The sequence below is a fragment of the Burkholderia sp. CCA53 genome (assembly GCF_001685525.1).
Lineage (GTDB): Bacteria > Pseudomonadota > Gammaproteobacteria > Burkholderiales > Burkholderiaceae > Burkholderia > Burkholderia multivorans.
Map to the genome: position 1 here is coordinate 338,026 of NZ_BDDJ01000003.1, position 14,318 is coordinate 352,343.

Here is a 14,318-nt window from a genome sequence, read left to right on the forward strand (position 1 = left end):
TCAGGTGCGTCGGCCGTAGGGGAGGTATCCGGAATTCCGTGTGTGAGGCGGGTTGAGATTCAGATTCCAATGTTGAATCGTTCCGGGTAAAGCAGCGCGAACTGGGTCATCGCGCTCTTCCAATCGTGCCGAGAGCCGGTCCACTTGGCCACGACGTTGCGCAGCGCCAGCCAGATCAGTTTGAGCGCGGCCTCGTCCGACGGGAAGTGGCCGCGCGCCTTGATGATCTTTCGAAGCTGCATGTGCAGCGACTCGATCGCGTTGGTCGTATATACAATTTTCCGGATGTCAGGCGCGAAGGCGTAGAACGGAATCACCTGATCCCAGGCCCGGCGCCAGAGCGCGGCAATCGGAGGGTATTTCGTACCCCACGGGCTCGTATCGAACGCGTCCAGCGCCACGGCGGCCGCTTCGGCCGACGGTGCCCGATAGACCTCCTTGAGCGCCGCTGCGACCGATTTCCTGTCTTTCCAGCTGGCAAAGTCCAGCGAGTTCCGGATCAGATGCACGATGCAGGTCTGGACCGTCGTTTCCGGGAACACCGTGTTGATCGCTTCGGGGAAGCCCTTCAGGCCGTCGACCACGGCGATCAGGATGTCCTGCACGCCGCGCAGCTTCAGGTCGTTCACCACCCGCAGCCAGAACTTGGCGCCCTCGGTCTGCTCGATCCAAAGGCCGAGCACGTCGCGTGTGCCGTCGCGGCGCACGCCCAGCGCCAGGTAGATCGCCTTGTTGCGCACCACGCCTTCGTCGCGGATCTTGACTCGCAAGGCATCGAAGAACACGACCGGGTACATCGGCTCGAGCGGTCGCTGCTGCCATTCGCGCACTTCGTCGATCACGGCATCAGTCACCGTGCTGATGAAGTCCGGCGACACCTCGATGCTATACATGTCCAGCAGGAAGCCCTGAATCTCCCGCACGCTCATGCCGCGGGCATACATCGCGATGATCTTGTCGTCGAAGCCTGTGAAGCGTCGCTCGCCCTTGGCGATCAGCACCGGATCGAACGTGCCTTCGCGGTCGCGCGGAATCTCGACGTCGAGCAGGTCATTGTCGGTTGCGATGCGCTTGCGGCTGGTGCCGTTGCGATGGTTCGTGCGGCCCGCCGGCTTGGCATCGCCCTTCTCGTAGCCCAGGTGGTGGGTCAGTTCGCCGCCCAGTGCACGCTCGAAGATTGCCTTCTTGAGCGCCGCGAGCTGTTCGTTGATCGTCGCCCGATCCAGCGTCCCGGGCACCAGTTGCTTGATCAGTTCCGGGTCCAGGTTCAATCCCTTGCCCGGTTCTACCGGCACTTCTTCCTTGCGTTTGCGTGGCATAACGTGGCTCCTTGGCCATCAGTTTATGCCTCACACACAAAAGTTCGGATAGGCTCGCCGTAGGTCGCCTGCCGGGCAGGCTCAACCACTTCGCGACCAAAACAGCGGCAGTGCCGGCCTCGCAGCCCGATCCCGCTGTAACCGGCACGCTGGTCGGTGTGCCGCAGGGCGCCCGGTACGGGGGCGAGGCGAACCGACCGCAAGACACCGGACGTTGACACCATCGGTGCCTGGCGACGTAGAATCGCGCTTTGATAAGATGAATAGCGGCGTCGCGCGGCTTGGCGGTTCGAACCGCGCCGACGCCCGAAGGCCCGAGAAGTGGCCGAAATCAAGGGCCTTCTCCCAAAACCAATGCTAATCTGCCGCCCGGCTCTGCCCGGCGGCCGTTTGTGTTTCTACATGGCACGGGGTCGCTCGATGGTTTCCGATCTGTTGAACGAGGCGCTGCGCTCTCAATTTGTGCAATATGGACGGATTGTTCGTCTTGATACGCCACTTGGTGAGGACTGGTTGGTCCCGCTGTATGTTCGCGGGCGAGCGTGCCTTGGGCGCGATTTCGAATTCACAATCGACGCGATTTCTACCCGGCTTGAAACAATTCATGCCAAGGGGCTGATTCGGCAATCCGTGACTCTGTGGATTCGGCAGACCGACGGCAGCGAAATGCCGATTCACGGCTATGTGACGGCGTTCAGTCGCTTGGGCGCGGACGGTGGCAACGCCTACTATCAGCTCCGCTTCAACTCGTTTCTCGCGCTGCTTCGACTCGGAAGCGATCGACGCGACTGGATCGAGACGCCTGCACAGCAAACAGTGTCGGATGTGCTTGGGAAATACCCACAGGCAGCCGGTAACTTTACGTGGCAACTGAGCCGAGGCCTGCGTTCATATTCCTACCGGATGCAATGGGAATCCGATTGGAACTACGTCCATCGAACGTTCGAGGAACTCGGCGTGTTTCCGCGTTTCGAGGTGGCCGAGGATGGCAAATCGCACAAGGTCGTCGTGATGGACGATCTGTTCGCGGTTCCGGAATTGAGAAACAAGACCATTGCGTTCAGCCGCTCGGTACGGGACGAGGAATTCGACGGCATCTGCGAGTGGGTCGATTCCCAGGAACTCCAGTCTGCCGAACTCGATACGGGCACCTTCGATTACAAGCGTCCGGACCTGCCCAAGCACGTGACCATGCCCGCGCTCGATCTTGACGAGGTTCCGGGGTTGGGCGAGCAATACGAATACACCGGCGCATATACGTGGTCGGACCGGGACACGGGCGAACGCCAGGCGAACTTCATCACTGAAGAGTGGCGCTCGCGCGCGCAGCGCTTCTACGGTGTGGGCGCGTTGCGCAGCGCATGGCCGGGGCGCTACGGCGTGCTGACCGGACATCCGGTACATGATACGCAGTCGGTCGAGGATCGCGAAATGGCGATTCTTTCGGTGAACTGGCTTATTCAGAACAACGTGCCGGGTATCGAGAATCTTCAGCGATTCCGCAGGAGTCTGCGCGCGGAAGTCGAGTACGCGCGTGCGAGCGGTGCGGGTTCTTCCGTGCGCCATCAGGATGGAGGCGTCGGCTTTTTCCACGTGGAGATCGAAGCGCAACGACGGCGCGTCGCGTTTCGCAGTCCGTTTGAACACAAGAAACCCGTCATGCAGCTTCAGACCGGTATCGTCGGCGGACCGGAGAACGAGGAAATCTATACGGACGACATGCTGCGCGCAAAAGTCCGGCTAACGTCCGATCGGCTTAATGAGGGTGACCAGAACGTGTCGGCATGGATACGCGCTGCGATGCCGGATGCGGGCTATAAACGCGGCGGAATGTTCCCGCTGCGCAAGGACGACGAAGTCTTGGTCGGCTTCATCAATGGCGACTGCGATCGCCCGGTGATTTTGTCCCGAATGCACGGTGGGAAAAGCATGCCCGAATGGCATACGCACGGGTTGACTTCGGGGTTGCTGTCGCGCGAATACGGTGGCGAAGGCTACAACCAGCTCATGATGGACGACGCCACCGGGCAAAACCGCGTGCACTTGTACTCGACGAGCTACAGCTCGCACTTGCACCTCGGCTACCTCATTCAGCATTCGGGCAACACGCGGGGCGCGTTCATCGGCTACGGTTTCGACCTCAAGTCGCTGGGCTACGGCGCAGTGCGTGCCGAACAGGGGCTGTATGTGTCAACCCACCCGGCGTCCACGCAGCCGATGAGCGCAACGGCGGCATCGGAGCAACTTGCCCGCGCGGAAGCGACGCTGGAAACGACATCGAAAGCGAGCCAGACCAACCGCGCACAAAGTCAGCAAGACGGCCGCGAGGCACTGAAATCGTTCACCGATGCGACGCGCCACACCGTGGCGGGTACCACTGGCAACGGTGGACGTACGGCGGGCGGCGGCACGGGCAATGCGAGTGGCTTTGCGAAGCCGATCCTGCTGCTTTCGAGTCCGGAAGGCGTCGCCGCCTCGACGCAAGGTTCGGCACACATCACGGCAAACAAGCAGGCCAACGTGGTTGCTGGTGAAGACATCAACCTGTCGGCCGGTCGCGCGTTGCTCGCCAGCGTACTGGAGCAGATCAGCCTGTTTGCGGAAAAGCTCGGCGTCAAAATCTATGCGGCGACTGGCCCGGTGGATTTTCAGGCACAGAACGGCTCGATGAGTTTCGCCGCTTCGCAGGATATGAGAATTACGGCGGGGAAGAAAATGGTTCTGTCGGCCGACGAAATCTGGATCGGGGCGAACGGCTCGTATATCAAGTTGACCGGCAACATGATCGAGAACGCGACGTCGGGGCAAATTATCGAGAAGTGCGCGACTTGGGACAAGGCCGGTGCAGCAAGTAGCTCTCTACAGAATCCGCTTCATTCGTCGCCGGTATCGACCGACGGCGGCCGCTTTACGATGTTCTCTGGCTGAGTCGTACGGCGGATATAGCATCAACACAATAAATTCTGAAAACCGAATCCGAGTCGGGAATCATGAGCAAGACGGATCCTAAGAAGAAACATCACCCACCGGCCGCACCGAAACCGGCGCAGAAGCCTATCGAGCCCGCCGATACACCATTGAACTGGGCCTATCCTTTTACGCCCGTCGGGCAGGCCGACGCGACGGATCCCATGACGTATTTCAAGGCGCTGGCGAAGAGTGAGAACGGCTTTTATCCGCTCGGCGCCAGCGGCATGTGGCACGGCGGCGTGCACTTCTCCCACGGTAGCGCCGAGATGCTGAATCAGGACAGTGGCGTGCGCGCGATCGCAGACGGCAAGATTGTCGCGTACCGGCTGAACACGAAATACGAGGAAACGACGTACCCGGACAACACGCTGGCGCACTATTCGACCGGGTTTGTGCTGGTACGGCACGAACTGAAGCTGCCGCCGAAACCGGTACCGGATCAACCAGCGAAACCTGCTTCGGCTGCCCCGAGTACTACGCCTGCGCCAGCCGATAGCCCGCCCGCTGACAGCAAACCGGCGGACGGCAAGCCGCTCGTCTTTTTCAGCCTGTACATGCACACGATGGATTGGGAGACCTATCGGAAGGCCATCGAACAGGCGAAATCCAATTCGCGCCCGGACCCGTTGCTTCCGGTGCCGATGTCATATTGGGAGGGGGAGCGATACTATCGCGTGGGCGACAAGGCGAAGGATAAGCAATCGTTACCCAAGCCTAAGGCACCCGCGCGCCCGGCGGGCACGTCCAACGATCCATTCGGGAATCCGGCGTTGCCCGATTATCATTTGGACGACCTGCCATCCGTCGATCCTGCACCGGGCCTTCCCCCACCACCACCCGAGACAGGTTTGAACATTCGCGACTTGCCGAAGGGGAAGGTAATCGGAGTGTTGCCAAAAGGAGCCGAGGTGATTGCCGGCGAAGGCGACCCCGCCCATCCGGATTGGATCAAGATCAAGGCCGTGAAGTCGGGCACCATTCTGCCGGCTGTTGTCGGTCAGCCCGTATCGCCTCAAGCGCCGTGGGGCTACCTGTTCAAAGCGGAACTGGACGCGGTGGTCGATCCGAACCCGCTCGATTCAGTCGTGATCCTCAAGGAGCCGCACCCCGTCAAAGCAGGTGAAGTCATCGCCCACGTCGGACAGTATCAATGGGCCACGAAAGCAGGTCCGCTACCGCCGCAAGCGAACTATCCGATGCTGCACCTCGAAGTGTTCGCGGGGCCGGACCTGAAAGACTTCATTGACCAAAGCCGTAATCGGGCGAAGGAACTGAACGACAAAAACAAACCGCTCCTGGAGATCATGCCTGGGGCCAAACTGGTGAGCGAAATACCCGCGCCGGATCAGCAGCTGACCCAAGCCGGTTTGAAGCTCGTGCCGACAGGCGACGCAAAGGCTTCGCGGTGGGTGAAAGTGCAGCCCAAGAGCGTGACGACGCAGCCCGCGAAGGGGCATAAGAAGGGCACTCAAACGCTCACGGACGTTGGCAAACCGCTGTGGGTGGAAAGCCGTCTGGCGAACACCGTCAGTACCGGGAACGTTTCGGGGTGGCAGAACTTCCCGTTGGACGGTGCGAAAGCGACTGGTCCGGGAGCGGACTTCCGGGACGTCTATCGTCGTGCCGACCTTGACAAGCTCGGCGCTGAGAACGTCGCGATCGACGACAAGGGCCGACACTGGTGGAATATCACGATTGGTTCGAAGGACGGTTCTGCGCGGCAAGGGTGGGTATGCGAGACTGGAAACCCCCTTGTGCAATTTCGAAGCCCGTGGGAATGGCCGGGGTTCGTTTTGGTCGACAACGGTAGCGTCAGCCCCGCCGATATGTATAAACGGTTTCTGCATGCGACCGAGCAGTATCTCGCTGACGAAGAGGGTACGGAGTTCATGGGGACGGCGGCAAAGGTGAACGCCGGTGAACTCATCACGACGCTCGAAAAGGCAATCGATACGAACGATGACGGCAAGGTGACGGCTCAGGAATTGAAGCACGCGCTGGAAACGCGATGGATGGCCGAGGCGATTTCGCATCTTGTGGTGCGCAATGAAACCGAATGGGGCGGCGGCCTTGGCAAGTGGGAAGAGCTTACCCCGCTGATGAAGAAGCAGACCGAGCTGTGGAAGACCGAGCTTGATCGACTCGCGAAGCTTCAATGGTGGGAGCAAATCAAGGGAGTCGATGGATTTCCAGCGGACCTGTCGCCGTGGCATGTTCATCCGATTGGGTTGATCGGGAATTTTTTGATAAATGGAGGTTGCGGGTGTACCGGTTCGCGGCTTGAGTTTTCGAGCATGAGGAAAATTGCGACGGTATGTGCTGACGAAAAGATCAACGAATATTTGGATGCGATTAATCAAGCATTTATCGACTATAAAATGGATGCGTGTATGCAGCGCGCGCATTTTATTGCGCAAATTCTCACGGAAAGCGGAGAGTTCAGATATACCCGCGAGCTATCGAAAGACAATGGGCCACTGCCGTATGATCCGTGGAGGGGGCGCGGATTGATTCAGATTACTCACGAAGAGAACTACGACGCATATCAGGAATATTCGAATGAAGATGTGACGTCCGGAAAATCGGCAATGGAGAAACTCGAGAGGGCGCCTCATTCTGTTTTGTCTGCGGCATGGTATTTTGCGATCCACGCTAATTTGCTCAAAGCTAGTGAGGATGATGATTTCATTTGGGTATGTCGCATCATAAATGGGGGGTTTAATGGATACGAACATCGACTCAAATATATAAATCAAGCCATCAAGTTTTTTGGATTGAAAGATTGCGCAAAATTGAATCGCGAAGGAGTGTACAAATTTGAGGAGAGTCGCGCCTTTAATGAAAAACGCGCCTCATTTGGCTGGGGGCATTGGCACGATCCGGGTTCGTCGGCGGCGGGCACGATTAAAGATAAGGACGAGGCCATAAAAGGGTATCGGCGATATCTTGATCTTGACGACGCAGCGGGCAAGCCGGTAGATAAGCACGGTAAGCCCAAGGATCAAAATTGGTATCATGTTACTGTCGTGCGTCCGCGCGCAGAGGCGAGACTGGCGGCACTGATGGCATCCTGATAAAGGATTGGATTATGAATCGAAAAAATGTACTGGGAATTGCGTTCATTTTGTTCTTTGTTTTCGGTGTCTCTTGTGCCTGGGCGTTGACGGATAAAAGCAAAATGGCCGGTGACTTTGAAGGCATTGGAAGGCCTGGTGTCTTTTCGTCAAAGGCAATGAATAATGGTTTGGATATCCAATACTATTCACCCTCATTGCGGCGAACCCTTTCGTATAGGGTTGAGAATTTTGATGAGTGTAGCATGATGGGCGCCTATATCGTCCCTCACACAAATCTTTTGGCTGTTGATGGCTCGTGCTCAAGTCAAGGCGGGCAGATATATCGCCATATCTACAAGTGGAGTGCCGCAGATAAAAATTGGTGTTTGATTCGGCAGATTAATGGAGAAAAACCGGATATAACATCGGGAACGGTGGTCCCGGTGGAGGATGTATTGCGAGTCAGTGGGTGTTCGCCCATTGGAAAAAACGACTCTCTAACATATGAATCAAAGAAACAGGTTCAAGACGAAATTCGTGGTGAGTTAGATGAATTTAAAAAGGCGACTCAAGCGCCGACGTCTTTAGAGAAATATGTTTCTGAGATTCCTCATTTTCAAGTTGCCGAACTTGCCGCTTATATTGATGCGGAAAATGTCGAAGATGTTAACAATTTGGCATTCTTCCTTGAAAAATATAAGAGAAATAGTGAGGCGGCGCAACTTCTGCAATCCTTGGTTAAAAAATTTCCAAATCGCACTGTTGCACGCCTAAATTTGGCTGACGCATATTGGGAAATTGATGCCAAGGAATTGGCTATTTCGGAATATAGGGAATATCGGCGTCAAATGCATTTGAAAGGATTGTCTGCGAAGATTCCTCCTAGAGTTGTGGATAGGGCAAAATAATATACTGTCCGAGTGTTTGGTTCATGATAAATCTAATTCGCGTAGGTGACGACACCGACCACGGCGGCAAAGTCGAGACGGGCTCATCGTCGATGAAGTTCGATGGCCGCTACGTAGCACGTAAGGGCGACCGCGTATCGTGTCCACTGCATCCGGAGGTGTCACCGAACGTCATTGAAGAAGGTGACGAGTCGATGAAGGACAACGGCATTCCGATCTCGCGGCACGGCCACCGTGCGACGTGCGGTTGCCACCTGATTTCGAGCCTTGTGTAGCACTCCTTGGACGCCGTCTAAGCTAGGGCAGCGTGTGACGCTGCGGCGTCGTAAAGAGTGATGTCGCGCCGATTGGCGGCATCGTGCAATGTGGCGACAGCACCGATCTGATCGGCGGCCGAGAGCAAGCATACGACCTCAGTCGCAAGTCGCCCGACCCGGCACCGGCCCGAACGGACGCTACGCTGCATCACGCGAAACGGCACCGATGCCGAGAATCGCGCATCACATGCATGAACGTGGCCGCCGCCATCACCGACGCCGGCCAAGTCACCACCACCACCGAACCGCGTTCCTCCGCAAGCAGCCGTCGATAGCCGGGCGGTCACGGACGCTGACGCTTCGGCGACATTCGCCGCGGCGCAAATGGCGGCCGCGAAGTGTCATCGGCTAAGCCGCGCCCCAAAGCGGCCATTACAACTTAGCCGCTACAACCAAATCCGACGATCATACGCATTATGTCAACCAAAATAGCCGCCTGATCGAGCGGTGATACACGGAGGCATCCTTGCCGCGCAACCGCAGGTGAAGAATTCGACGATATCGTCACGGCGTCCTGGCGGCTGCGCGCAGTGTCGATCCGGCAGACACAGGATCGACGAAGTGTCCTCGGCTCGGCCACTGCACCGGGCCGATCGAAGCAGCCAAGATAGATCGCTGCGGGTCGTCCATACGGACTTGCGTGCGCGCCAAGCGATAGCCTGAGCGTCGCACTCCTTGGCACGAATATCGCTTCGCCTTTCCGGCCGGTTCGCCGGCACTGCCGTCACATACGGCCGCTGCGGTCGGCCCGCCGTTCGGTCGGACATCGACAACGAGACGGCATGCCGGCGCTTACGGCCGACACATGGACGGATCGACAAAGAATGAAACTGGAGACAAGCATGGACGAAGTTGTGCGCGCCGGCCACGCAACACAGGTCGCGATGGAACAGTCACTCGACAAGAAGCGGAACAGCGCCATCAAGGGTGCGGTGTTTTCCGAGTTCATCGACATGTTCGACATCTATCTGCCGGTGATCATTCTTGCGCCGATACAGTCGTATTTCCTCCCGAAGCATGTGTCCGGCGGTCACCAGGCGATCCTCGAGTCGTTGGTCTTCATCACGACGCTGCTCGGCCGCCCGCTCGGCGCCATCCTGTTCGGCCGCATCGCCGATCGCGTCGGCCGTCGCACCGCATCGATCCTGTCAGTGACGGGATTCGGCGTGGCGACCTTGCTGATTGCACTCATTCCCGGCTACGCCTCCATCGGCATCGCGTCGTACTGGCTGCTGGTCCTCCTGCGGTTCGTCGACGGCATATTCCTCGGCGGCGGATATACCGGCGCGCTGCCGCTCGCGATCGAGTACTCGAGAAAGGAGCAGCGCGGGCTCGTGGGCGGGCTCATCCTCGCCGGTTTTCCGGCGGCCTATGTCGCGATCAACGTGATGGCCATGGCGATGTTCGCGCTGTTCCCGCTCGGCGGCCCCGATTCGCCTTACGCAATGTGGGGCTGGCGTCTTCCATTCGTCATCGGTGCAGCGATGGCCGGTTTGCTTGCGGTGTATTACGTGCGCAAGGTCTCCGAGTCCGAAGTATGGGCGGGAAAATCCGCACGGCAGCCTGAAGCGACCTCCGCGACGCGACTTGTCAGCGGCCAGCAGTTTCGCAACCTGATGCAGGTGCTGTTGATGATGACCGGGTTCTGGCTCACGCAAAACGTGGTCGGCTTGTTCCTGCCGACAGGCATTCTGCTGAAAACCCTGCATCTGTCCGCATTCGAGATGACGGTTACGCTGATGATCGCTTATACCGTGCTCTGTTTCGCCTACGTGGGTGCCGGAATCGTGGGCCAATGGATAGGCAGACGCACGATGCTGGCCGCAATCGGCGTGCTGTCGTCGACGATCGGCGCCAGCTTGCTCGGTGCGCTGATCGAAGCGCAAGGCGCGAGTCTCGTCCACATCGGCTTGCTCGTGTGCGCGCTCGCCATCACGGTCAGTTCGGCATGGGCCGTCATCGTCACCTATATCAACGAGCGTTTTGCGACGGGCGTCCGTGCCACGGGATTCGGCGTCGGCTACAGCCTGTCGGTGATCATTCCGTCGTTCTACGCGTTCTACATGAACTGGCTCGGTGCGCTGGTCCCGTCGCGATATGCACCGGTCGCGCTGCTCGTGATCGGCGGCATCGTGGCGTGCGTCGGCGCGCTCATGGGACCGGAGACGAAGAACGCGGAGCTGTGAGCCCGCGAGCCTGGACGAACATCGGGACAACGACGTTGAGCACGTTCGACGAGGTGGGCATGGATCTCTACGATGACATGAGGCAAACCAGAATCAATGCGGCACGCGCCGCAAACGACGAAGATGCAGAGGTCTGGCGTTGGTTCTCTTCGCTGCTTGAAGAACGGCGTATTCGCTGGTGCGTCTCGGGTGAAACCTGGTTCGTCAGTGTCGATCATCGACACGTTGCGACCGAACGTAGCTTCGACAGTGCGATTCGCGTGGCCAAGGACAACGTCGATCTGCCGGTTACGCAGCGCAGCGGGCGACGGACGGCGTAACGCGTCGGAGCGCGACGGCAACGGCAGAGAGCGGCCGCCGCGTGTGCGGCCGTGCTGCTACGGAGACAGCGGCTTGTCCGATTGCGGGTCGTCCATCGCGCTCAGGCGCTTGTAGAGGTACGAGCGCGAAATGCCGAGCTCCTCGGCAACCCGCTTTTTGTTGCCGCCGGTGCGCCGCATCGCGTCGCGAATCAGTTCGGACTCGACACGCTCCTTCGCTTCCCGCATATCGACGGCGCCCTTGTTCGGCACCGCCAGTGCCTCGCCCACGGGCTCGGCGAGCCGCGCAGGTATCGCGCCTTCCAGACTGCCGAAGTCTGCGATGGAGAGGACGGGGCCGTCGCAAAAGATCGCGGCGCGTTCGACCGCATGCTGCAGCTGGCGAATGTTGCCCGGCCATTCGCGCGACTGCAGGAACTGAATGGCGGAGTCGGCGATCGCCTTCTTCGGCGCGCCGTGACGAATCGCGAAGGCTTCGAGAAACGTGTCGGCGAGCTCCGGAATGTCGTCGAGCCGCTCGCGCAGCGCCGGCAGGCGCAAGGTGACGGCGCTGATGCGATAGAAAAGGTCGAGCCGAAAGCTCGCGTTCGCGATCATTGCCTTGAAATCCCGGTTGCTGGCCGAAATCAGCCGGAAGTCGGAATGGCGTGCACGGTCGCCGCCGATGCGCTCGAAGTGCCCGTCCTGCAGCACACGCAACAGCTTGACCTGCATGTCGACCGGCATGTCGCCGATCTCGTCGAGAAACAGCGTGCCGGTGTCCGCCGCTTCGAACTTGCCTTTTCTCCCTTTGCGATCCGCTCCGGTAAACGCACCGGGCTCGTAGCCGAACAGTTCGCTTTCGACCAGGTTGGGCGGCATGGCCGCGGCGTTCACCAATACCAGCGGCTTGTCGCTGCGCGGACTGAGCATGTGGATCGCGTGCGCGACCATCTCCTTTCCCGTCCCGCTTTCGCCGACCAGCAGGACCGGTACATCGAGCGGCGCGACACGCAGGATGTCCTCCTTGAGTCGCCGTACCGCTTCGCTGCTCCCGACGATCTGATCGAGCCCATAGCTGCGGTTGCGGATGCCGGACAGCTCACGCTTGTAGAAATCGAGCTCCTGCTTCACGCGTGCGAGCTCGGCCGTCAGCTCGCGCATCGCTTCGGGGCCCTTGAACATCACCTGCCCGATCGCGGCCACCACGCGCTTGTTGCGATCGAAGATCGGCAGGCGCGAGACGACGCGCGAGATTCCGTTCATCTCCTGCAATTGCGCGACCTGCCCTTTCCCGGTCGCGACCACCTCATGCAGCTTCGTGTTCTCGATGACCGCCGTCACGTGACGACCGACGGCCTCGCCATGTTTCAGTCCGAAAAATTTTTCATGGACCGGGCTCATGTAGGCGATCTTGCCGGCCGTATCGACCACGATCATTGCCTTGTACGGATCGGTGATGAAGTGCCTGAGGATGTCTTCTGCGAGGTCCACCCCTGCGAGGAATTCGCTCAGCGCATCGGCCTCCTGAAGTGCAAAGATCAGGAAGCACACCGCATCGCGTGTCGGAATCGCCGCAATCGTCAGCGGGCGTTCAAACTCCGTCATCGCAGACAGGCGCTTCACCGGCGTGCGGTCGCGGTTGCGCCAAAGCCGGCCGAGCGACGTCGAGACCAGCGCATCTCGACCGAGACCGCTTGCAAACGTGGTGTTCCCGTCGTCGTCCAGCACGAGAATGCCTTCAGATTCGCGTTTCATGTCTCCCACCATGCCAAGGGGCTGGGTTTACCCCGAAGTGTATTTGTCGGCTACACATCTGTTGTCGGGTACTGCGTCAAGTACAGCATGAATACAGTCCGATTCCAAGTCGACGATCGTGCGCCGACCCTCACGCCGCGACGCAAGCGCGTGCGGGACGCCCGTCGGCATTGACGCTGCGCGCGTTCGTATACGGAGCAAGCAAACTCCACGCCACTCGCTTGGCACGGTCGTTGCATCGAGAGACGCACCCATCAGAACTCGATCGCAATGGACGCACTGAATACACTTCCCCTCGTGGCTTCCGGGCCCGGGCTGACATGCCTGCACGGCGTACGGGTGCTGGACTTCACGACCTCGGTCGCCGGCCCGTACGGCACGCTGCTGCTTGCCGATCTCGGCGCCGAGGTCATCAAGATCGAAAAGCGCCAGGGCGGAGACGACAGCCGCAGTTGGGGGCCGCCGTTTCTCGATGGCGAATCGCTGTGGTTCCTCAGCATGAACAGGAACAAGCTCAGCATGACGATCGACCTGACCCGCTCCGAGGGGCGCCGGATCGCCCACGATCTGGTGCGGCGAGCCGACGTCGTCGTCGTCAACACGACGCAGCGCGTACAGGAAAAGCTCGAACTCGACTACGCGACGTTGAAGGCGATCAATCCGATGCTCGTCCACGCGTCCGTAACCGGCTTCGGCCTTCACGGGGAGCGCGCCGACCTGCCGTGCTACGACCTGATCGCAGAGGGCTATTCGGGCATCATGCATCTGACCGGCCAGGCCGATGGGCCGCCTCAGAAAATCGGCACGCCCGCGGCCGACTTGCTCGCCGGTCAGGACATCGCGATGGCCGTGCTCGCTGCGCTGTTCGAACGCCAGCGCACAGGCGCCGGCAAACAAATCGATATCTCGATGGTCGCCACGTCCGCACGGTTCATGGCGCCGCGCATCGTGCCTTATCTGGGTTCCGGCGAGTCGCCGATGCGCTCGGGCGGCACGGATTCCGTCATCGCGATCTATCAGGTATTCGAGACGGCCGACTTCCCGATCACGCTCGGCCTCGGCAACGATGCGATCTGGCATCGGTTCTGGGCAGCCGTCGGCAAGCCCGAATACGGCCGCGCGTCCGGCTTCGATACGAACGCGAAGCGACGCGATGCACGTGAGCGCATCGTGGCCACGATCGCGGCCTTGCTCGCTACGCAATCGCGCGACCACTGGCTTCCGTTGTTCGCGAAACATCGCATTCCCGCCGGACCGATCAACACGATCGATCAACTGGTCGACGACGTGCCGCTGCGCGACGACGGGATGTTCTTCGCGGCTCGGGGCACGGTCGACCGCGTGCCGCAGGTCGGCCTCGGTATTCGCTTCGACGGCGGCAGCGCCGTTTACCGCAGTGCGCCGCCGGCCCTGGGCCAGGACACCGAGCGCATTCTCCGGGATCACTTATCCATGTCCGCCGTTTGCATCGCGGGTCTTATCGACGCAGAAATCGTTTGAACAGG

Annotated in this window: 9 protein-coding genes; 7 read left to right on the forward strand and 2 right to left on the reverse strand. The window is 59.6% G+C overall.

Going from position 1 to position 14,318, the window contains the following annotated elements:
• Positions 1 to 59: 59 nt before the first annotated feature.
• Positions 60 to 1,319, reverse strand: a complete 1,260-nt coding sequence (locus BCR55_RS28250; RefSeq protein ID WP_065495545.1) for an IS256-like element IS1356 family transposase — start codon at positions 1,317 to 1,319, stop codon at positions 60 to 62.
• Between the two features lie 420 nt (positions 1,320 to 1,739).
• Between BCR55_RS28250 and BCR55_RS28255 the strand changes: the two genes are divergently transcribed.
• From BCR55_RS28255 to BCR55_RS28270, 6 genes are all read left to right on the forward strand, one after another.
• The gene (locus BCR55_RS28255) at positions 1,740 to 4,247 is read left to right on the forward strand and encodes a type VI secretion system Vgr family protein (RefSeq protein WP_006399031.1); all 2,508 of its coding nucleotides are present in this window, start codon (positions 1,740 to 1,742) and stop codon (positions 4,245 to 4,247) included.
• A gap of 62 nt (positions 4,248 to 4,309) precedes the next feature.
• Positions 4,310 to 7,363 carry a lytic transglycosylase domain-containing protein gene (locus tag BCR55_RS28260; RefSeq protein WP_244104632.1) on the forward strand — a complete coding sequence of 1,018 codons (3,054 nt, stop codon included), beginning with the start codon at positions 4,310 to 4,312 and terminating at the stop codon, positions 7,361 to 7,363.
• A 14-nt stretch (positions 7,364 to 7,377) separates the two neighbouring features.
• Positions 7,378 to 8,253 carry a type IV pilus biogenesis/stability protein PilW gene (locus tag BCR55_RS32840; RefSeq protein ID WP_139094100.1) on the forward strand — a complete coding sequence of 292 codons (876 nt, stop codon included), beginning with the start codon at positions 7,378 to 7,380 and terminating at the stop codon, positions 8,251 to 8,253.
• A gap of 23 nt (positions 8,254 to 8,276) precedes the next feature.
• The gene (locus BCR55_RS31920) at positions 8,277 to 8,528 is read left to right on the forward strand and encodes a PAAR domain-containing protein (protein WP_081000749.1); all 252 of its coding nucleotides are present in this window, start codon (positions 8,277 to 8,279) and stop codon (positions 8,526 to 8,528) included.
• An 824-nt stretch (positions 8,529 to 9,352) separates the two neighbouring features.
• On the forward strand, positions 9,353 to 10,756 hold the full coding sequence (locus BCR55_RS28265; RefSeq protein ID WP_083211907.1) for an MFS transporter: 1,404 nt from the start codon (positions 9,353 to 9,355) through the stop codon (positions 10,754 to 10,756).
• Positions 10,757 to 10,815: 59 nt separating this feature from the next.
• A complete protein-coding gene (locus BCR55_RS28270) occupies positions 10,816 to 11,076 on the forward strand; it encodes a hypothetical protein (RefSeq protein ID WP_006399042.1) in 261 nt (86 codons plus the stop codon).
• Positions 11,077 to 11,133: 57 nt separating this feature from the next.
• Here BCR55_RS28270 and BCR55_RS28275 read toward each other — a convergent pair whose 3' ends face one another.
• On the reverse strand, positions 11,134 to 12,813 hold the full coding sequence (locus BCR55_RS28275) for a sigma-54-dependent Fis family transcriptional regulator (RefSeq protein WP_065497039.1): 1,680 nt from the start codon (positions 12,811 to 12,813) through the stop codon (positions 11,134 to 11,136).
• A 270-nt stretch (positions 12,814 to 13,083) separates the two neighbouring features.
• Between BCR55_RS28275 and BCR55_RS28280 the strand changes: the two genes are divergently transcribed.
• Entirely contained in the window at positions 13,084 to 14,313 is a 1,230-nt protein-coding gene (locus BCR55_RS28280) for a CaiB/BaiF CoA-transferase family protein (RefSeq protein WP_006410455.1), read from the forward strand.
• Positions 14,314 to 14,318 lie beyond the last annotated feature (5 nt).

Bases quoted from the DNA above. Each gene is read 5' to 3' on its own strand.
- BCR55_RS28265 (WP_083211907.1), top strand. From the start codon at position 9,353: ATGCCGGCGCTTACGGCCGACACATGGACGGATCGACAAAGAATGAAA.
- BCR55_RS28260 (WP_244104632.1), top strand. From the start codon at position 4,310: ATGAGCAAGACGGATCCTAAGAAGAAACATCACCCACCGGCCGCACCG.
- BCR55_RS28255 (WP_006399031.1), top strand. From the start codon at position 1,740: ATGGTTTCCGATCTGTTGAACGAGGCGCTGCGCTCTCAATTTGTGCAA.
- BCR55_RS28250 (WP_065495545.1), bottom strand. From the start codon at position 1,319: ATGCCACGCAAACGCAAGGAAGAAGTGCCGGTAGAACCGGGCAAGGGA.
- BCR55_RS28280 (WP_006410455.1), top strand. From the start codon at position 13,084: ATGGACGCACTGAATACACTTCCCCTCGTGGCTTCCGGGCCCGGGCTG.
- BCR55_RS32840 (WP_139094100.1), top strand. From the start codon at position 7,378: ATGAATCGAAAAAATGTACTGGGAATTGCGTTCATTTTGTTCTTTGTT.
- BCR55_RS28270 (WP_006399042.1), top strand. From the start codon at position 10,816: ATGGATCTCTACGATGACATGAGGCAAACCAGAATCAATGCGGCACGC.
- BCR55_RS28275 (WP_065497039.1), bottom strand. From the start codon at position 12,813: ATGAAACGCGAATCTGAAGGCATTCTCGTGCTGGACGACGACGGGAAC.
- BCR55_RS31920 (WP_081000749.1), top strand. From the start codon at position 8,277: ATGATAAATCTAATTCGCGTAGGTGACGACACCGACCACGGCGGCAAA.